The organism is Streptomyces sp. NPDC012794 (genome assembly GCF_042901085.1).
In the GTDB taxonomy this organism is placed as follows: domain Bacteria; phylum Actinomycetota; class Actinomycetes; order Streptomycetales; family Streptomycetaceae; genus Streptomyces.
In genome coordinates this window covers 19,147-36,702 of the sequence record NZ_JBIBCI010000026.1, presented here as the reverse complement: position 1 = coordinate 36,702, position 17,556 = coordinate 19,147, and the positions used below count along the sequence as shown (strand labels likewise).

The window sequence follows — 17,556 nt, the reverse complement described above, 5'->3', positions numbered from 1 at the left end:
GTACGTATAGTCATGCCGTCGAGGAGGAGGGTCCGATGGTGGTACGTGTTGCGGTGGCCGGAGCGAGCGGATACGCGGGCGGTGAAGTCCTGCGCCTGCTGCTCTCGCACCCCGAGGTGGAGATCGGCGCCCTGACCGGGCACTCCAACGCCGGGCAGCCCTTCGGCCCCCTCCAGCCGCACCTGGTCCCGCTCGCCGGACGGACCCTGGAGGCGACCACCCCCGAGGTCCTCGCCGGCCACGACGTCGTCTTCCTGGCCCTGCCGCACGGACAGTCCGCCGCCGTCGCCGCCGGGCTCGGCGAGGACGTGCTCGTCGTCGACATGGGCGCCGACCACCGGCTGAAGGACTCCGCCGACTGGGACGCGTTCTACGGCGCCCCGCACGCCGGCACCTGGCCCTACGGGCTCCCCGAGCTCCCCGGCGGCCGGGCCGCCCTGGCCGGGACCAGGCGCATCGCCGTCCCCGGCTGCTTCCCGACCGCCGTGTCGCTCGCGCTCTACCCCGCCTACCAGGCGCGCCTCGCCGAGCCGGAGGCTGTGATCGTCGCCGCCACCGGCACCTCCGGCGCCGGCAAGGCCCTCAAGCCGCACCTGCTCGGCTCCGAGGTCATGGGCACCGTCACCCCCTACGGCGTCGGCGGTGCCCACCGGCACACCCCCGAGATGGTGCAGAACCTCTCCCCGCTGGCGGGGGAGCGGGTCTCCGTCTCCTTCACCCCGAACCTCGTGCCGATGCCGCGCGGCATCCTCGCCACCTGCTCCGCCAAGGCGCTGCCCGGCACCACCGCGGAGTCACTGCGCGCCGCGTACGAGAAGGCCTACGCCGACGAGCCCTTCGTCCGGCTCCTTCCCGAGGGCCAATGGCCCACCACCAAGGCCGTGTACGGCTCCAACGCCGTCCACGTCCAGGTCGCGTACGACGGGTCCGCCCGGCGGATCATCGCCATCAGCGCGATCGACAACCTCACCAAGGGCACCGCCGGCGGCGCGGTGCAGAGCATGAACATCGCCCTGGGACTCCCCGAGGCGCTGGGTCTTTCCACGATGGGAGTGGCGCCGTGAGCGTGACGGCTGCACAGGGATTCACGGCGGCGGGCATCGCCGCCGGGATCAAGGCGAACGGCAACCCCGACCTGGCCCTCGTGGTCAACAACGGGCCGCGACTGGCCGCCGCGGGCGTCTTCACCTCCAACCGCGTCAAGGCCGCCCCCGTGCGCTGGTCCGAGCAGGTGCTGCGCGGCGCGACCGTCAGCGCGGTCGTCCTCAACTCCGGCGGCGCCAACGCCTGCACCGGCCCCAAGGGCTTCCAGGACACCCACGCCACCGCCGAGAAGGTGGCGGCCGTCCTGGGCGGCGAGCACAACGCCGGTGAGATCGCGGTCGCCTCGACCGGCCTGATCGGCGTCCTGCTCCCCATGGACAAGCTGCTCCCCGGCATCGAGACGGCGGCCGCCGCCCTCAGCACCGACGGCGGCGAGGCCGCCGCCATCGCCATCAAGACCACCGACACCGTCCACAAGACGGCCGCCGTCTCCCGGGACGGCTGGACGGTCGGCGGCATGGCCAAGGGCGCGGGCATGCTCGCCCCCGGCCTGGCCACCATGCTCGTCGTCCTCACCACCGACGCCGACCTGGACAGCGCCACCCTCGACAAGGCCCTGCGGGACGCGACCCGCACCACCTTCGACCGGGTCGACTCCGACGGCTGCATGTCCACCAACGACACGGTGCTGCTGCTCGGCTCCGGCGCCTCCGGCCGGGTGCCGGCGTACGAGGACTTCGCCGAGGCCGTACGGAGCGTCTGCGACGACCTCGCCCGCCAGCTGATCGGCGACGCGGAGGGCGCCAGCAAGGACATCCGCATCGAGGTCGTCGGCGCGGCCAGCGAGCAGGACGCGGTCGAGGTCGGCCGGTCCATCGCCCGCAACAACCTGCTCAAGTGCGCCATCCACGGCGAGGACCCCAACTGGGGCCGGGTCCTGTCCGCCATCGGCACCACCAGGGCGGCCTTCGACCCGGACCGGCTCAACGTGGCCATCAACGGCGTCTGGGTCTGCAAGAACGGCTCCGTCGGCGAAGACCGAGACCTGGTGAGCATGAAGGACCGCGAGGTCCGCATCACCGCCGACCTGTCCACCGGCTCCGAGTCCGCGGTCATCTGGGCCAACGACCTGACGGCCGAGTACGTCCACGAGAACAGCGCGTACAGCTCATGAGCACCGCGAGGCGCCACACCGCGCTCCCCAAGGCCGAGATCCTCATCGAGGCCCTGCCGTGGCTCACCCGGCACAACGGCAAGATCGTCGTCATCAAGTTCGGCGGCAACGCCATGATCGACGAGGACCTGAAGGCCGCCTTCGCCCAGGACGTGGTCTTCCTGCGCCAGGCCGGCCTGCGGCCCGTCGTCGTCCACGGCGGCGGCCCGCAGATCAACGCCCAGCTCGACAAGCAGGGCCTGGTCAGCGAGTTCAAGGCCGGCCTGCGGGTCACCACCCCGGAGGCCATGGACGTCGTACGCATGGTCCTGGCGGGCCAGGTCCAGCGGGAACTGGTCGGCCTGCTCAACCAGCACGGACCGCTCGCCGTCGGCATGACCGGCGAGGACGCCCACACCATCACCGCCACCAGGCACACCCCGGTGATCGAGGGCGAGGCCGTCGACATCGGCCGGGTCGGCGAGATCACCGCCATCGACACCGGCGCGATCGAGGCCCTGCTCGCCGACGGCCGGATCCCGGTCATCTCCTCCATCGCGCGCAGCGCCGACGACGGCCACGTGTACAACGTGAACGCCGACACGGCGGCCGCAGCGCTCGCCGCCGCGCTCGGCGCCGAGACGTTGATGGTCCTCACCGACGTCGAGGGCCTCTACGCGGACTGGCCCAACAGCGACGAGGTCATCAGCCGGCTCACCGTCAGCGAGCTGGAGAAGCTGCTGCCCGAGCTGTCCAGCGGCATGGTGCCGAAGATGGAGGGCTGCCTGCATGCCGTGCGCGGCGGCGTCAGCACCGCCCGGGTGATCGACGGGCGGGTCCAGCACTCGATCCTGCTGGAGATCTTCACCGACGAGGGAATCGGCACGATGGTCGTGCCCGACGCACAGGGAGGGAACGGCACGTGAGCGGCAACCAGGAGTACGGGGCCCGCTGGCAGGGGACGCTGACCAACAACTACGGCACCCCCGCGCTCGCCCTCGTACGCGGTGCGGGCGCACAGGTCTGGGACGCGGACGGCAAGCAGTACACCGATTTCGTCGGCGGCATCGCGGTCAACGCCCTCGGCCACGCCCACCCGGCCGTCGTCTCCGCCGTGGCCGGGCAGATCGCCACCCTTGGACACGTCTCCAACCTCTACGCCTCCGAGCCCGTCCTCGCGCTCGGCGAGCGGCTGCTCCAGCTCTTCGGCCGCGAAGGCCGCGTTTTCTTCTGCAACTCCGGTGCGGAAGCGGTCGAGGCCGTCTACAAGATCGGTCGGCTCACCGGGCGGACCCACATGGTCGCCACCAGCGGCGGCTTCCACGGCCGGACGATGGGCGCCCTCGCCCTGACCGGCCAGCCGGCGAAGCAGCAGCCCTTCCTGCCGCTGCCCGGCGAGGTCACGCACGTCCCGTACGGTGACGTGGAGGCCCTCCGGGCGGCCGTCACCGAGGACACCGCCTTCGTCCTCATCGAGCCCGTCCAGGGCGAGAACGGCGTGGTCGTGCCGCCCGCCGGTTACCTGACCGCCGCCCGCGAGATCACCCGGGCGACCGGCACGCTGCTCGCCCTCGATGAGGTGCAGACCGGGATCGGCCGCTGCGGCAGCTGGTTCGAGCACCAGCAGCACGAGGGCGTCGAGCCCGACCTCGTCACGCTCGCGAAGGGCCTCGGCGGCGGTCTGCCCCTCGGCGCCGTGGCCGCCTTCGGCCCGGCCGCGGACCTGCTCCAGCCCGGCCAGCACGGCACCACCTTCGGCGGGAACCCGGTCGCCTGCGCCGCCGGACTCGCCGTGATCGACACCATCGCCGCCGAAGGACTGCTCGACCAGGTCAAGGCGCGCGGAGAGCGGCTGCGCTCCGGAATCGAAGCCTCCGCCCATGGGCTGGTCTCCCACGTCCGCGGGTCGGGCCTGTTGCTGGGTATCGTGCTGACGGAGCCGCTCGCACCGCAGGTGCAGCTCGCGGCCCAGCAGGCCGGATTCCTGGTCAACGCGCCCGCCCCCGACGTCGTACGGCTGATGCCCCCGTTCGTCATCACCGAGGCCGAGGTCGACGCGTTCGTCCGGGCACTTCCCGGCATCCTCGACGAAGCGGGACGACCCGGAGAATGAGACGACGATGAGCCAGGCGCAGGAACCCGAGCAGAACGGCGGCCCCTCCGTTCCGCAGACCCGCACCGCCCGCCACCGCCGGATCGTGGACATCCTCAACCGGCAGCCGGTCCGCTCCCAGAGCCAGCTGGCCAAACTGCTGGCCGACGACGGGCTGAGCGTCACCCAGGCGACGCTCTCCCGCGACCTCGACGAGCTGGGCGCCGTCAAGATCCGCAACACCGGCGGCGAGCTGATCTACGCGGTTCCCAGCGAGGGCGGCTTCCGCACCCCGCAGGCCCCCCTCGGCGAGTCGGCCAAGGAGGAGCGCATGCGCCGCCTCTCCGGCGAACTGCTGATCTCGGCGGAGGCCTCCGCGAACCTCGTGGTCCTGCGCACTCCGCCCGGCGCGGCCCAGTTCCTCGCCTCGGCGATCGACCAGGCCGAACTCCAGGCGATCCTCGGCACCATCGCGGGCGACGACACCCTGATGCTCATCAGCCGCGACCCGGCCGGCGGCCAGGCCCTGGCCGACCACCTGCTGCGCCTGGCGCAGAAGGAAGGTTAGGACCGGCCCCCGGAGCCTGCCCCCTCAGTAGCGGGTGACCGCGAGGGCGCCCGTCTCCGTGCCGATCGCGATGTGGGGGCGGCGCCGGGGGTCCGCCCAGCGCAGGAGCTCGCGCATCGCGCCGGGCGGGACCGAGACGCAGCCGGCCGTGGCTCCCTCGCCGTTCACGTGCAGGAAGATGCCCGCGCCCCGGCCGCGTACGGGCCGGTCGTAGTTGAAGGCGATGACCAGGGCGTGCGCGTACTGCTCCGCGTACGCCACCAGGTGCTCGGCTTCGCCCGGCGCGCAGTCGGCGGGCAGCGGCTCCGTCCAGCGGTTGTAGGCGGCGGATGCGTTGTCCTGGCACCACCACGAACGGTCCGTCACCCTCCGGTACCGGTACGCCGTGCCGGCCGGGGCGTGCGCGATGCCGAAGGCGTACGGCAGCCCGTACAGGCCCGCCGGGGTGGTGCTGGTGCCCTGGACCCGGGACCCGCCCTCGGCCAGGCCGTTCGCGCCGAACCGGGCGGGCGCGCTGCCCGCCTCGAACCAGCGGCCCGCGCGCCGGTCCCACCAGGTCAGCACCCCCGTCGTCGACCCCGGCGCGGGGGCGACGGCGGTGATCAGCTGGCTGCCGCCGCCGGTGTCGGCGAGACGCGCGGGCAGCGGGGCGGAGTCGTAGGGGAGCAGCCCGGCGAGGACCAGCGAGCCGGCGAGCAGAGCGGTACGCAGCACACGTCAGACGGTACGTCCGCGCCCTCCCCCGGCGGCGCAGGCAGGCCGGGGGAGGGCGTCACAGCCGCAGCTCCCGCACGTCCAGCAGCCGGGCGGACCGCGCCAGCAGCGCGCCCAGCTCCGCGTGGTGGGCCTCGCCCTCGTCCAGGGTGCTGAGCCAGTTCCAGTGGAGCACCCTGCTGCGCGCCCGCCGGTTCAGGTCCGGGTCGGGGTCCGTCAGCATGGCGACGCAGGCCCGCAGTTCGGCGCTCCCGCCCCGGCCGTGCAGCAGCCGGAAAGCGGCCCGGCGGGTGTGCGGGGGCCAGGCGGGGCCGGTGCGGTCGGCCAGCGCGGCGGCGTCCAGCCCCGCGGCCGCGGGGAGCAGGCACAGCGCGGCCTCCCGGGCCACCGACGCCGAGGTGTCCTCCAGCAGCGCGAGCAGGGCCGCGTCCTCGACGGCGATGCCGAGCCCGCGCAGCGCGGCCAGGGCGGCGGCCCGCACCGCGCCGTCGGGGTGGCCCAGCAGGCCGCGCAGCAGCGGCCCGTCGGCCGGCCCGGCCACCTCGCGGAAGCCGGCCACCGCGTACCGGCTCACCCGCTCCGGGTCGGTGACGAGCTCGCGGTGGAGCGCGTACGGGTCGCGGCCGTCCTGGCGCAGCACCCAGCGGGCGCAGGCCCGGACCCGGCCGGACCGGTCCGCCAGGTGGTCCGCGGCCTGCGCCGCCCGCCCGGCCCGGCGCAGGGCGGTGACCCCGGCGGCCCGCACCGCGGGGAAGCGGGAGCCGAGCAGGGCGTCGACCGCCCCGTCGTCCGGCCCGTCGGCGGCCATCGCCGCCAGCGCGGCACCGGTCCACAGCGAGGCCGTCACCGGGTCGGGCTCGGCGGCGGCCTGCCGGGCGGTCTCCCGTACGCCGAACCGCCCGCGGGCGAGGGTGACGCGGGCGGCGAACCGCCGGCTCGCCAGGTCGGCGCTCCCGCGCAGGCGGGCCAGGAGGCGGTCGCGCTGCTGGGGCGTCAGCGCGTTCCAGCTCCACGTCGTGCACGGCCGGCCGGGGCGCCACCAGGCGGCGAGGAGGGAGTGGCGGCCGGAGAGGGCCGCCTCGAGCTGCTCCACCGCCCAGGTGCCGTGCGCGCGGCCGCCGAGCCGCAGGACGAACGGGGTGATGCCGGTCAGTACGTCGGCGGGGTACTTGGCCGTCAGCCTGCCGAGGACCCGGCGGGCGCGGTCGCGGACCTGCGGGACCCGGTCGGCGCACCGGATCAGGACGAGTTCGAGCGGCGGGAGCCGCCACGCGGCGAGTGCGGCCGCGCGTATCCGCCCGTCGGGGTGGCACAGCCGGGCCTCCAGCCGGCCGCCGCCGGCCGCCCGGCCGGGGGAGGAGCGCTGGAGGCGGCGCACCTCCTCGTCGAAGGCGATCCAGGCCTCCGGGCCGTTGCCCAGGAGCCGGCCGGCGACCGGGGAGGCGTCCCCCTCCAGCAGCTCTTTGGCCACCGTCCGCCCCCAGGACGCGTTCTCGGCCGCGCTCCACATGTGCCCTCCCCGGATTGTGTGCGCCCGATCGTAGGCGGCGGCGGACGGAGCCCGCCTCCCGGTATGCGAGCAGGTCAGCGAGGGGGCACCGGACCCTGATTGACGAAACATACGGAGCAATGCATAGTTATGCCTACTGCGGCCGGTCACCACGGCGCGTCGCGTCGCGCCGTGAATCGTTTGACGCTGTACCGAGACGGCCTCTCCGCTTCCTGCGCGGCGGGGAGACCGTCGCACCACCACCCTCATGAGGAGCAGTAGCTGTGAGCAGCAACAACGGTGACGTCCGGCTCTGGGGCGGCCGGTTCGCCGACGGCCCGTCCGAGGCCCTCGCGAAGCTGTCCGCGTCGGTCCACTTCGACTGGCGCCTGGCGCCGTACGACATCGCCGGCTCGCGCGCCCACGCCCGCGTCCTCGCGAAGGCGGGCTTGCTCACGGCCGAGGAGCTCGACCGCATGCTCGCCGGGCTCGACCGGCTGGAGGCCGATGTGGCCGACGGCTCCTTCACCGGCACCATCGCCGACGAGGACGTGCACACCGCCCTGGAGCGCGGCCTGCTGGAGCGGCTCGGCCCCGACCTCGGCGGCAAGCTGCGCGCCGGACGCTCCCGCAACGACCAGGTGGCCACCCTCTTCCGCATGTACCTGCGCGACCACGCGCGGATCATCGGCGGGCTGATCGCCGACCTCCAGGACGCGCTGGTCGGCCTCGCCGAGGCGCACGCGGACGTGGCGATGCCGGGCCGGACCCACCTCCAGCACGCGCAGCCCGTCCTGTTCGCCCACCACGTACTGGCCCACGTGCAGTCCCTGTCCCGGGACGCGGAGCGGCTGCGGCAGTGGGACACCCGGACCGCGGTCTCCCCGTACGGCTCGGGCGCCCTGGCCGGCTCCTCGCTCGGCCTGGACCCGGAGGCGGTCGCCGCCGACCTGGGCTTCGAGCGGGGTTCGGTCGGCAACTCGATCGACGGCACGGCCTCCCGCGACTTCGTCGCCGAGTTCGCCTTCGTCACCGCGATGATCGGGATCAACCTGTCCCGCATCGCGGAGGAGATCATCCTGTGGAACACGAAGGAGTTCTCCTTCGTCACCCTCCACGACGCCTTCTCCACCGGCTCGTCGATCATGCCGCAGAAGAAGAACCCCGACATCGCGGAGCTGGCGCGCGGCAAGTCGGGCCGCCTGATCGGCAACCTCACCGGCCTGCTCGCCACCCTGAAGGCGCTGCCCCTGGCGTACAACCGGGACCTCCAGGAGGACAAGGAGCCGGTCTTCGACTCCTGCGACACCCTCGAGGTGCTGCTGCCGGCCTTCACCGGGATGATGGCCACCCTCACCGTCCACCGGGAGCGGATGGAGGAGCTTGCCCCGGCGGGCTTCTCGCTGGCCACCGACATCGCCGAATGGCTGGTCAAGCAGGGCGTGCCCTTCCGCGTCGCGCACGAGGTCGCCGGCGAGTGCGTCAAGGAGTGCGAGGCGCAGGGGATCGAGCTCGACGAGCTCACGGACGAGCAGTTCGCGAAGATCTCGGAGCACCTGACCCCCGAGGTCCGTACCGTCCTCAACGTCCCCGGCGCGCTGGCCTCCCGCAACGGCCGCGGCGGCACCGCCCCGTCGGCGGTCGCGGTCCAGCTCACCGAGCTGAAGGCCGACCTGGTCATCCAGCACGCATGGGCCGCCCACAAGCAGTAGCCGACGTGCCCGCGGGGGCGGTACGGGCCGACGGGCCCGTACCGCCCCCGCGGGCGTGTCGGGTCCGGCGCCCGCCCGGCGGGTCAGCGCACCCAGTCCGCCAGCGCGTCGAAGTCCGGCCGGGTCAGGCCGATCCGCTCGTCCACGTACATCAGCAGGGCGTGGGCGGGGTGGCGCTGGTCGACGTACTCGTGGTCCATCGCCGTGATGTCGTCGTCGATCCAGGCGAAGGGCCGCGCGCCCGCGTACTCGAGGACGTACTGCGTCTTCCAGAAGGTGCCGCGCGGGGCCCGGCCGTGCATCCGCGGCCAGTCGATGAAGGGGAGCCTCGGCAGCCCCAGGCGCGGCCCTATCCAGTCGTTCGCCTCGTCCTTCCAGGTGGTGGCCCAGACGAGGTCGTACGCGTCCGCCAGCGCGAGCAGCTCCGCCCCGTGGGCCGGGTTCAGCCACACCCGCAGCGGCTTGCCCTCGGTGAAGCCGGTGGGCCGCATCCGGTGGGTGGTGTAACCCTCGGGGCGCCGCTCGGCCTGGGCGGCGTACGGGTTCAGCGGGCCGTCGACGTCGATCAGCAGCAGTGGCTTCATGGGTGCAGACTTCCTCTCCGGCTGCCGTCCGGCAGCCGATTTTTCTTGATCCGAATCCAGGAATGAGACGAGGGCGTCTCATTCGGTTTATGCTTGTCTCATGGCCATGGATCGTGACCAGGTGCTCCGCCACGCGGCGGCCCTGCTCTCCCGCAAATCGACCGCCACGATGGACGAGGTCGCCCGCGCCGCGGGCATCGGCCGCGCCACCCTCCACCGGCACTTCGCCGGCCGCGACGCCCTCGTGCGCGCCCTGGAGGACCTCGGCATCCGCGAGTTCGAGGGGGCCTTCGACCGGGCCCGGCTCGACGAGGGAACGGCCGTGGACGCCCTGAGGCGGCTGATCGCCGAGGCGGAGCCCAACGCCCAGCTGCTGGCCTTCCTCGTCACCGAGAACCAGCTCTTCGAAGGCGACCAGGTCAACGAGGGCTGGGCCCGCCTCGACGCCCGCGTCAGCGCGCTGTTCAGGCGCGGCCAGCAGGAGGGCGACATCCGCATCGACCTGAGCCCCGCCTGGCTCACCGAGGCCCTCTACGGCCTCATCGGCACCTGCGCCTGGGCCGTCATGGACGGCCGGGTCGCCGCCAAGGACTTCCAGTACATGATCACCGAGTTGCTGCTCGGTGGCGCACGACGGAGTGTGGAGTGATGAGCCGAACCGAACAGCTGAAGCGGCGGACGGGAGCGGAGGGGAAGAGCCGCGGGCGCTGGCTCGCACTCTCCGTGCTCGTCCTGGCCGTCCTGCTGATCGCGGTCGACGCCACCGTACTCGGCCTCGCCACCCCCTCCCTCAGCGAGGACCTCAAGCCGTCCGGCACCCAGCTGCTGTGGATCGGCGACATCTACTCCTTCGTCATCGCCGGCCTGCTCGTCTCCATGGGCTCCCTAGGCGACCGCATCGGCCGCAAGAAGCTCCTCCTCGCCGGGGCCACCGCCTTCGGCGCCGTCTCGGTCCTGAACGCCTACGCGACCAGCCCCGAGATGATGATCGTCGCCCGGGCCCTGCTCGGCGTGGCCGGCGCCACCCTGATGCCGTCCACGCTCGCCCTGATCCGCAACATCTTCCACGACCCGCGCGAGCGCAGCCTCGCCATCGGCATCTGGGGCGCCACCGCGTCCGCCGGCGCGGCCGTCGGTCCCGTCGTCGGCGGCGCCCTGCTCCAGCACTTCTGGTGGGGCTCGGTCTTCCTGATCAACCTCCCGGTGATGGCCGCCCTGGTCCTCGTCGGCATACGGCTGCTGCCCGAGTCCAAGAACCCGGTCGCGGGCCCCTGGGACCTGATCAGCGTCGCCCTGTCCCTCGTCGGCGTCATCAGCGTCGTGTACGCGGTCAAGGAAGCGGCCACCCACGGCGCCACCCCGGGCGTCTGGATCGCCGCCGCCCTCGGCACCGCCTGCCTCTACGCCTTCGTACGCCGCCAGTTCACCCTGGCCTCCCCCCTGCTCGACATGCGGCTCTTCCGGCACCGCGGCTTCTCCGGCGCGGTCCTCGCCGACCTGCTGACCGTCTTCGGCCTCTCCGGTCTCGTGTTCTTCCTCTCCCAGTTCTTCCAGCTGGTGCAGGGCCGCGACCCCCTGGAGGCCGGACTCGCCGAACTGCCCGCCGCCGTCGGCGCCGTCGTCACCGGCCTCGTCGCCGGCAAGTACGCCCGCGCCTACTCCGTACGCGTCATCGTCACCGGCGGCCTCGCCGCCATCGGCCTGGCCCTCGCGGCGCTCACCGTGATCCACCGCGAGACCGGCTACCCGCTGCTCGGCGCCGCGCTCCTCGTCGTCGGCCTCGGCGCCGGCTTCTCCTTCACCGTCACCGCCGACGTGATCCTCTCCAGCGTCCCCAAGGAACAGGCCGGTTCCGCCTCGGCCGTCTCCGAGACCGCGTACGAACTCGGCGCGGCCCTCGGCATCGCCCTGCTCGGCTCCGTCGTCACCGGCGTCTACCAGGGCTTCACCGCCCCCGCCACGGTCCCCGCCCCGGTGGCCGACGCCGCGCACGAGTCGCTCGGCGGCGCCGTCGAGGCCGCCCGCGCCCTGGACCCGCAGACCGCCCACACCATGGTCGGCGCGGCCCAGGAGGCCTTCGTGGACGGCCTGCGGCTCGCCTCCGGCGTCGGCGCCGCCGTCCTGCTGGCCACCGCCGCGGCCGCCTGGTTCCTGCTCAAGGGCCAGGAGCTCCAGGAGGGCGTCGAACACTGACGCACCGCCAGGCGGCGCCGCCCGCAAGGCGATCGGCGGAATTGACAGTCCGTCGGACCCCGGGACACCATCCCCGCGATGGAGATCAACGATCTGACCCCGGCCGAACGCCGCGTATGGGAGGCCTTCCCTCGCGGTGAGGCAGTCGACTTCCGCGAGAGCCCCGAGGAGACCTCCCACGACGGTGCCTCCTGGGGCCCCGGGCGCACCGTCCGCGCCGAGGTGCTGCGCGCCCTGCTGGTCGGCGGCTCCGCCGAGGAGGGACACGTCGCGGGGATCAAGCTCTACGGCGCGAAGATCAGCGGCAAGCTCGACCTCAAGTACGCGGTCGTGGACCACCCGATCCGGATGCGGGTCTGCTGGTTCGAACGCAAGCCCATGATGTACGGGGCCCAGCTGCGCGCCGTCGTGCTCGGGGACTCCACCCTGCCGGGCCTGACCGCCGCCACCGTACGCGTCGAGGTCGTGCTCAGGCTCTCCTGCTGCCGCATCGACGGTCCCGTCCGGCTCGCCGGCGCGAAGATCGGGGGCGGCCTCTTCCTCCAGGGCGCCGTCATCCGGCCCGGGAGCCTGCCCGACGAGGTCGACGAGCCGCCGCTCCAGCTCAACCACGCCGAGATAGGGACGGACATCATCGCCGGCGGCCTCACCGTCCACGGCGAGTTCCGCCTCAACGGAGCCACCATCGCCGGCCAGGTCAGCCTCGACGGGGCCCGGCTCGTCAACCCCGGCGGCATCGCCCTGCACGCCGAGACCCTCGCCGTCGGCAGCGACGTACGCGGCCACCGGCTCCACGCCGAGGGCATGGTCAACCTCACCGGGGCCCGCGTCCCCGGCCAGGTGATACTGACCCGCGCGAGCCTGTCCAACCCCGGCCGGGTGGCGCTGCGCGCCAGCTCCGCCGTCATGGGGGAGTTCTGGCTGCGCAAGTGCCCCACCATCGACGGCATCGTCAACCTGCGCCGCAGCCAGTTCGACATGCTGTGGGCCGAGCCGTCCGTCTGGCCGCCCGTGGTCCGGGCCGACGGGCTCAGCTACCGGCTGCTGCACCCGCACCTGCCCGCCGAGGAGCGGCTGCCGCTGCTGGAACGCGAGGAGGACGGGTACCTGCCGTACGCCTACGAGCAGCTGGCCGCCTCCTACCGCACCGTCGGCGACGAGGCGGGCGCCCGCACGGCCCAGCTGGCCAAGCTGCGCCGCCACCGGCGCACCCGGCCGCGGCACACCCGCCTCTGGGGCCTGCTCCAGGACGTCACCGTCGGCTACGGCTTCCGGCCCCTGCGCGCGGCGGCGTGGCTGCTGGCGCTGACCGTCACCGGGACCGTCGCCTACGGGCTGGCGCCGCCCCGGGCCCTGAAGGCGGGGGAGGCGCCGGAGTTCAACCCGCTCTTCTACACCCTGGACCTGATGCTGCCGATCATCGGCTTCGGCCAGGAGGGCGCCTTCGCCCCGGCCGGCTGGTACCAGTGGCTGTCGTACCTGCTGATCGTGACCGGCTGGGTCCTCGCCACCACCACGGCGGCGGGCGTCAGCCGGTCACTCCAGCGGCAGTGAGCGCGCCGGCGCTCAGGCGGCCTTGGCCTTCGTGGCGTACATGTCCACGTACTCCTGGCCCGACAGCCGCATCACCTCCGCCATCACCGAGTCGGTGACGGCGCGCAGCACGTAGCGGTCGCGGTCCATGCCCTCGTAGCGGGAGAACTCCATCGGCTCGCCGAAGCGGACCGTGACCCGGCCCGGGCGCGGCATGCCCGCGCCGCCGGGCTGGAGCTTGTCCGTGCCGATCATCGCGAACGGGACCACCGGGGCGCCGGTCATCAGGGTCAGGCGGGCGATGCCCGTGCGGCCCCGGTACAGCCGGCCGTCGGGGGAGCGGGTGCCCTCGGGGTAGATGCCGAAGATCTTGCCCTCCTCGAGGATCCGGCGGCCCGTCATCAGCGCGGCGACGCCGCCGTTCGCACCGTCCCGGTCCACCGGGATCATGCCCGCGCCGGTGAAGAACCACGCCATCAGGCGGCCCTTGAGGCCCTTGCCCGTCACGTACTCGTCCTTGCCGATGAAGTGGACCGTACGGTCGCAGACGAGCGGAAGGATCATCGAGTCGATGAAGGTGAGGTGATTGCCCGCCAGGATCACCGGACCCGTGCCCGGGATGTTGTCGAGCCCCTCCACCTTGGTGCGGAACATCAGGCGCATGACCGGTCCGACGGTGGCTTTGATGAGCGCGGTACGGAACAACGTGAGCCCTCCGGCATCGAAAAGCGGCTTTCGCACCACACGGCGGTAGTGCAGGTGAGGACGATACTCGCGGGTCACCCCTGATCGCACATCGGGTTCACGAGCTGGATACGCGTTGTTGACACATGTTTCCGCCATGTTCCGGCGGAGCCCATCCCAGGGCCACCCGCCCCCGCCTACGATCGCCACGCCGATCCGGGCCTCCACGCCCCCCGGAGATCCCGGGGCCGCGGGCCCGTCGCAGAACGAGGAGTGGCACTGATGACACACGGTGGGGCAGCGCGGCGGACGGTGCTCGGAGCGGCCGTACTGGCGGCCGGAACCGGCATCACCGCAATGACGGCGGGAACCGCCACGGCCGCCCCGGGCGAGCACGGCGAGCACGGCGGGGGCGGCTACCGCGATCTGCCCGTCCCCCTGGTGATCGGACACCGCGGCGCCAGCGGCTACCGGCCCGAGCACACCCTCGGCTCCTACGAGCTGGCCCTCGACCTCGGCGCCGACGTCATCGAGCAGGACCTCGTCCCCACCAAGGACGGCCATCTCGTCTGCCGCCACGAGAACGAGATCGGCGGCACCACCGACGTCGCCGACCACCCCGAGTTCGCCTCCCGGCGCACCACCAAGACCGTCGACGGGGTCTCCGTCACGGGCTGGTTCACCGAGGACTTCACCCTCGCCGAGCTGAAGACCCTGCGCGCGAAGGAACGCATCCCCGCCGTCCGCCAGCGCAACACCCTCTACGACGGCAGGTGGGCCGTCCCCACCTTCGAAGAGGTGCTGCGCTGGGCCAACCGCGAGGGACGCCTGCGCGACAAGCGGATCTGGCTGCACGTCGAGACCAAGCACCCCACCTACTTCCGGAGCCTGGGCCTCGGCCTGGAGGAGCCCCTCGCCAAGCTGCTGCGCCGCTACGGCCGCGACGGCCGCGACGCCGCCGTGTTCCTCCAGTCCTTCGAGCCCTCCAGCATCCAGCGGCTCGCGCGCCTGGTGTCCGCCCCGCGCGTGGTGCTGCTCTCGGCCGCGAACACCCGGCCCTGGGACTTCGAGGTCGCCAAGGACCCCCGTACGGTCGCCGACCTGGTCAAGCCCGAGGGGCTCCAGTGGATCGCCGGCTTCGCCCAGGGCATCGGCCCCACCCTCGACCTGATCGTGCCCCGCGACGCGGCCGGCAGGCTCACCACCCCGACCACCCTCGTACGCGACGCCCACGCCCGGGGCCTGGTGCTCCACCCCTACACCGCGCGCAACGAGAACAGCTTCCTGCCCGCGGAGTACCGCAAGGGCACCGACCCGGCCGCCTACGGAGACGCCTTCGCAGCCTTCCAGAGGTACTTCGAACTGGGCATCGACGGCATCTTCACCGACAACCCGGACACCGGACTCCTCGCGGCGGAGGCCTTCCGCCCCGGCCGCGGCGTCAACCGCTAGGTCGTCTCTTTCGGATCTTGCCGGTCAAGCCCCCGGCCCCCGATCGGGTGGGCCGGACCCGGAGGGGAAACCGCCCGGCCCGGCACTCGCGTCCCGCCCGGCATGGACCTGTTACAGGAACCCGATCTGCTCGAGGAGCTGGGCCCGCTGCTCTCCGCGGAGGCGGCCGCCGAGGCCCCGGCCGCCGGAGTGGAGGCCGCCGACCTCGAACAAGCCGTCTGGGTGCGGCTGCTGGAGCGCGGCCCGCGCGCACCCGACCCGGCCGGCCGCGCCCGCTGGCTGCGCCGGGCGGTGCGCGCCGAGGCCCGGCACGCACGGCGCCGGGCCCGCCGCGAGGTCCCGTACGGCGGCACGCCCGCGGACGCCGCCGGCGAGCCGGAGGACGCCCTGCTGCACGGCGAGGCGAATCGGGCCCTCCGATCGGCGGTCGCCCGATTGCCGGGACGCTGTCCGGAACTGATGGCAGCACTTCTGTCGCCCAGAGACCTGACTTACCGTGAAATCGCAGGGGAGTTGGGTATCTCACAAGGAAGTTTGGGACCGGTACGTTCCCGTTGCCTGGGATGTCTGCGCAGAATGCTCGCTGTCGAGGTTGCGGCTCCTGACCCATGGGGAAAGGAGCGGTAGACCGGAGAGCCACCAGGTGAGCGGGAGGCATGCGCACATGGGCATGAGTGTGACCATTTCGGCGGCGGCCGCCGAGGACGCCGAGCAGATCTTCAAGCTGCAGTACCTGGCGTTCCAGCGGGAGGCCGAGCTGTACGGCAACTACCTCATCCAGCCCCTCACCCAGTCCCTGGACTCCCTGAAGGCGGAGCTCGCCGAGGACACCGTCCTGGTGGCCCGGCTCGGCGACGAAGTGGTGGGCGCGGTGCGCGGCAGCGTCGGCGAGGACGGCACGGCCAGCATCGCCAAGCTGTGCGTGCACCCCCGCCTCCAGGGCCACGGCCTCGGCGCGCGACTGCTGCGCGGGGTCGAGGAGGCCCTCGCCGGCCGCGGCGGCACGACCCGCTTCCGCCTGCACACGGGCCACAAGAGCGAGTCGAACCTGCGGCTCTACCGCAAGGCCGGCTACGCCCAGGTCGGCAACCGCACCGCCTCCGACGGCGTGCACCTGGTGATCCTGGAGAAGGACGCCAAGGACACCGACTACGCCGTCAGCGCGTAGCCGCACCGGGTGTCGCGGGCCCGGTCGCGGACCGGGTCCGCGACCTCAGCGCCTGGACCGGAGCCAGAGCATCCCGGTGACCGGCAGGATCAACGGGATGAAGAGGTAGCCCATGCCGAAGTCCGACCAGACGGTCGCGTCGGGGAAGGCCTCGGGCCGCACCAGGGTCCAGGCGCCCACGGCCAGCACACCGGCGAGCTCGGCGCCGCAGCACACCAGCGCCGCCCTGCGGGCCCTCTCCCCGCCGCGCACCAGGGAGTACGTGATGAAGGCGTACGCCAGGGCCGCCGCCGCCGACAGCGAGTACGGCAGCGGCGCCCGGTCGAACTCGGTGGCGATCTGGTAGACCGAGCGCGAGACCGCGCCGACCACCATCACGCCGTAGAGCCACACCAGCAGCAGCCCCGGACCGGAGACCAGTCGCTTGCGCCCGGCGGGCGGGGCGGTCGTCGTGTCAGGCACCTGCGGATCCCCAGATGTCGTAGAGGCGTACTTCCAGCACGGCGAGGACGACCGCGCCCGCGGCCACCGTCACCGAGCCCCACTTGGTGCGCTCGGTCAGCGAGAGCATCCCGGCCGCCGGGACCGCCGCGAAGGCGCCCAGCAGGTAGGCCACGAAGATCACCGTCCCCTGTGCGGGCTTCTCGCCCCGGCCCAGCTGGACCAGGCCGATCACCAGCTGGGCGAGGACCAGCACGGTCACCACGGCCATGCCGATGAAGTGCCAGTCCTTGGTCGGCTGGTCCCGCCATGCGGCGTGACCGCACCAGGCGGCGAGGGCGAGGGCGGCCGCACCGATGGCGACCGTCAGGGCGACGAGCATGCAGCGAGGGTATTACGGGCCCGAAGGCCCGATGTGCCCGCCCCTCGGGGCGCGCCCGGCCGGAAGGCGCACCGCCGCATGCCGGAGCCGGCCGCGCGGCCCGAACGCGGACCGTGGCCTTGGCCACAGCGCACCCCGTCCTCGGGCTCGGCGCGGACGTGGCGGTCAGATGCCTCCCGGCCGTGCCGGCACTGGGCGGGCGAGCCCGGTGCCGGGCTCGGTGCGGAGGGGTGGAGGCGTCCCGCCGCGTCCGGGATGCGGCCCCATTCCGTCCGCTATGCGGACAGCATTGATCGGTGAGTCGACGTGTCTGCTTTACTGGGGCGCATGACCACGACGAGCAGCCG

General features: G+C 73.1%; 18 protein-coding genes. 12 read left to right on the top strand and 6 right to left on the bottom strand.

Annotated elements, in window-relative coordinates; translation table 11 throughout:
- Positions 1-35 precede the first annotated feature (35 nt).
- The 5 genes from argC to ACFY7H_RS31040 are packed head-to-tail and all read left to right on the top strand — an operon-like array spanning position 36 to position 4,857.
- Complete coding sequence (argC, locus tag ACFY7H_RS31060; protein WP_388945005.1) at positions 36-1,064, top strand: N-acetyl-gamma-glutamyl-phosphate reductase; 1,029 nt, start codon at positions 36-38, stop codon at positions 1,062-1,064.
- Positions 1,061-2,218, top strand: coding sequence for a bifunctional glutamate N-acetyltransferase/amino-acid acetyltransferase ArgJ (gene argJ / locus ACFY7H_RS31055; RefSeq protein WP_388945002.1), 1,158 nt, complete (start codon positions 1,061-1,063; stop codon positions 2,216-2,218). Before argC ends, argJ begins: the two co-directional genes overlap by 4 nt.
- Positions 2,215-3,123, top strand: a complete 909-nt coding sequence (gene argB, locus ACFY7H_RS31050; protein ID WP_388944999.1) for an acetylglutamate kinase — start codon at positions 2,215-2,217, stop codon at positions 3,121-3,123. The genes argJ and argB overlap by 4 nt, the downstream gene beginning before the upstream one ends.
- Positions 3,120-4,310, top strand: a complete 1,191-nt coding sequence (locus tag ACFY7H_RS31045) for an acetylornithine transaminase (protein ID WP_388944996.1) — start codon at positions 3,120-3,122, stop codon at positions 4,308-4,310. The genes argB and ACFY7H_RS31045 overlap by 4 nt, the downstream gene beginning before the upstream one ends.
- 7 nt (positions 4,311-4,317) lie before the next feature.
- Positions 4,318-4,857 (top strand): arginine repressor, encoded by a 540-nt coding sequence (locus ACFY7H_RS31040; protein WP_388944993.1) that lies wholly within the window; start codon positions 4,318-4,320, stop codon positions 4,855-4,857.
- 24 nt (positions 4,858-4,881) lie between these two features.
- Here the strand turns inward: ACFY7H_RS31040 and ACFY7H_RS31035 are convergent, their stop codons facing one another.
- Both ACFY7H_RS31035 and ACFY7H_RS31030 read right to left on the bottom strand, forming a co-directional pair.
- On the bottom strand, positions 4,882-5,571 hold the full coding sequence (locus ACFY7H_RS31035; protein ID WP_388944990.1) for a L,D-transpeptidase: 690 nt from the start codon (positions 5,569-5,571) through the stop codon (positions 4,882-4,884).
- A 58-nt stretch (positions 5,572-5,629) separates the two neighbouring features.
- Positions 5,630-7,081 carry a hypothetical protein gene (locus tag ACFY7H_RS31030; RefSeq protein WP_388944987.1) on the bottom strand — a complete coding sequence of 484 codons (1,452 nt, stop codon included), beginning with the start codon at positions 7,079-7,081 and terminating at the stop codon, positions 5,630-5,632.
- Between the two features lie 263 nt (positions 7,082-7,344).
- Between ACFY7H_RS31030 and argH the strand changes: the two genes are divergently transcribed.
- Positions 7,345-8,772, top strand: coding sequence for an argininosuccinate lyase (gene argH, locus ACFY7H_RS31025; RefSeq protein ID WP_388944985.1), 1,428 nt, complete (start codon positions 7,345-7,347; stop codon positions 8,770-8,772).
- A gap of 83 nt (positions 8,773-8,855) precedes the next feature.
- Here argH and ACFY7H_RS31020 read toward each other — a convergent pair whose 3' ends face one another.
- The gene (locus ACFY7H_RS31020; protein WP_388944982.1) at positions 8,856-9,356 is read right to left on the bottom strand and encodes an HAD domain-containing protein; all 501 of its coding nucleotides are present in this window, start codon (positions 9,354-9,356) and stop codon (positions 8,856-8,858) included.
- 100 nt (positions 9,357-9,456) lie between these two features.
- Here ACFY7H_RS31020 and ACFY7H_RS31015 point away from each other — a divergent pair, with 100 nt between their 5' ends.
- From ACFY7H_RS31015 to ACFY7H_RS31005, 3 genes are all read left to right on the top strand, one after another.
- Positions 9,457-10,005 carry a TetR/AcrR family transcriptional regulator gene (locus tag ACFY7H_RS31015; protein WP_388944979.1) on the top strand — a complete coding sequence of 183 codons (549 nt, stop codon included), beginning with the start codon at positions 9,457-9,459 and terminating at the stop codon, positions 10,003-10,005.
- Positions 10,005-11,549: an MFS transporter gene (locus ACFY7H_RS31010; protein ID WP_388944976.1), complete on the top strand. Its 1,545-nt coding sequence runs from the start codon at positions 10,005-10,007 to the stop codon at positions 11,547-11,549. Before ACFY7H_RS31015 ends, ACFY7H_RS31010 begins: the two co-directional genes overlap by 1 nt.
- Before the next feature lie 78 nt (positions 11,550-11,627).
- Positions 11,628-13,103 (top strand): membrane-associated oxidoreductase, encoded by a 1,476-nt coding sequence (locus ACFY7H_RS31005; protein ID WP_388944973.1) that lies wholly within the window; start codon positions 11,628-11,630, stop codon positions 13,101-13,103.
- Between the two features lie 12 nt (positions 13,104-13,115).
- Here the strand turns inward: ACFY7H_RS31005 and ACFY7H_RS31000 are convergent, their stop codons facing one another.
- Positions 13,116-13,745 carry a lysophospholipid acyltransferase family protein gene (locus ACFY7H_RS31000; protein WP_388944970.1) on the bottom strand — a complete coding sequence of 210 codons (630 nt, stop codon included), beginning with the start codon at positions 13,743-13,745 and terminating at the stop codon, positions 13,116-13,118.
- A 303-nt stretch (positions 13,746-14,048) separates the two neighbouring features.
- On the opposite strand from ACFY7H_RS31000, the gene ACFY7H_RS30995 reads away from it, so the two are divergent.
- The 3 genes from ACFY7H_RS30995 to ACFY7H_RS30985 all read left to right on the top strand — a co-directional run bounded on the left by ACFY7H_RS30995 (position 14,049) and on the right by ACFY7H_RS30985 (position 16,386).
- A complete protein-coding gene (locus tag ACFY7H_RS30995) occupies positions 14,049-15,218 on the top strand; it encodes a glycerophosphodiester phosphodiesterase (RefSeq protein WP_388944967.1) in 1,170 nt (389 codons plus the stop codon).
- 102 nt (positions 15,219-15,320) lie between these two features.
- Entirely contained in the window at positions 15,321-15,845 is a 525-nt protein-coding gene (locus tag ACFY7H_RS30990; RefSeq protein ID WP_388944962.1) for an RNA polymerase sigma factor, read from the top strand.
- 37 nt (positions 15,846-15,882) lie between these two features.
- The gene (locus ACFY7H_RS30985) at positions 15,883-16,386 is read left to right on the top strand and encodes a GNAT family N-acetyltransferase (RefSeq protein WP_388944959.1); all 504 of its coding nucleotides are present in this window, start codon (positions 15,883-15,885) and stop codon (positions 16,384-16,386) included.
- A 45-nt stretch (positions 16,387-16,431) separates the two neighbouring features.
- On the opposite strand, the gene ACFY7H_RS30980 is transcribed toward ACFY7H_RS30985, so the two are convergent.
- Positions 16,432-16,848 (bottom strand): hypothetical protein, encoded by a 417-nt coding sequence (locus ACFY7H_RS30980; protein WP_388944956.1) that lies wholly within the window; start codon positions 16,846-16,848, stop codon positions 16,432-16,434.
- Positions 16,841-17,209 (bottom strand): hypothetical protein, encoded by a 369-nt coding sequence (locus ACFY7H_RS30975; protein ID WP_388944954.1) that lies wholly within the window; start codon positions 17,207-17,209, stop codon positions 16,841-16,843. The genes ACFY7H_RS30980 and ACFY7H_RS30975 overlap by 8 nt, the downstream gene beginning before the upstream one ends.
- Positions 17,210-17,556 lie beyond the last annotated feature (347 nt).

What these genes read in the sequence shown, in the direction of transcription:
- argC (WP_388945005.1), top strand. Translation starts at nt 36, where the DNA reads ATGGTGGTACGTGTTGCGGTGGCCGGAGCGAGCGGATACGCGGGCGGT.
- argB (WP_388944999.1), top strand. Translation starts at nt 2,215, where the DNA reads ATGAGCACCGCGAGGCGCCACACCGCGCTCCCCAAGGCCGAGATCCTC.
- ACFY7H_RS31040 (WP_388944993.1), top strand. Translation starts at nt 4,318, where the DNA reads ATGAGCCAGGCGCAGGAACCCGAGCAGAACGGCGGCCCCTCCGTTCCG.
- ACFY7H_RS31030 (WP_388944987.1), bottom strand. Translation starts at nt 7,081, where the DNA reads ATGTGGAGCGCGGCCGAGAACGCGTCCTGGGGGCGGACGGTGGCCAAA.
- ACFY7H_RS31020 (WP_388944982.1), bottom strand. Translation starts at nt 9,356, where the DNA reads ATGAAGCCACTGCTGCTGATCGACGTCGACGGCCCGCTGAACCCGTAC.
- ACFY7H_RS31015 (WP_388944979.1), top strand. Translation starts at nt 9,457, where the DNA reads ATGGCCATGGATCGTGACCAGGTGCTCCGCCACGCGGCGGCCCTGCTC.
- ACFY7H_RS31010 (WP_388944976.1), top strand. Translation starts at nt 10,005, where the DNA reads ATGAGCCGAACCGAACAGCTGAAGCGGCGGACGGGAGCGGAGGGGAAG.
- ACFY7H_RS31005 (WP_388944973.1), top strand. Translation starts at nt 11,628, where the DNA reads ATGGAGATCAACGATCTGACCCCGGCCGAACGCCGCGTATGGGAGGCC.
- ACFY7H_RS31000 (WP_388944970.1), bottom strand. Translation starts at nt 13,745, where the DNA reads ATGCGCCTGATGTTCCGCACCAAGGTGGAGGGGCTCGACAACATCCCG.
- ACFY7H_RS30995 (WP_388944967.1), top strand. Translation starts at nt 14,049, where the DNA reads ATGACACACGGTGGGGCAGCGCGGCGGACGGTGCTCGGAGCGGCCGTA.
- ACFY7H_RS30990 (WP_388944962.1), top strand. Translation starts at nt 15,321, where the DNA reads ATGGACCTGTTACAGGAACCCGATCTGCTCGAGGAGCTGGGCCCGCTG.
- ACFY7H_RS30985 (WP_388944959.1), top strand. Translation starts at nt 15,883, where the DNA reads ATGGGCATGAGTGTGACCATTTCGGCGGCGGCCGCCGAGGACGCCGAG.
- ACFY7H_RS30975 (WP_388944954.1), bottom strand. Translation starts at nt 17,209, where the DNA reads ATGCTCGTCGCCCTGACGGTCGCCATCGGTGCGGCCGCCCTCGCCCTC.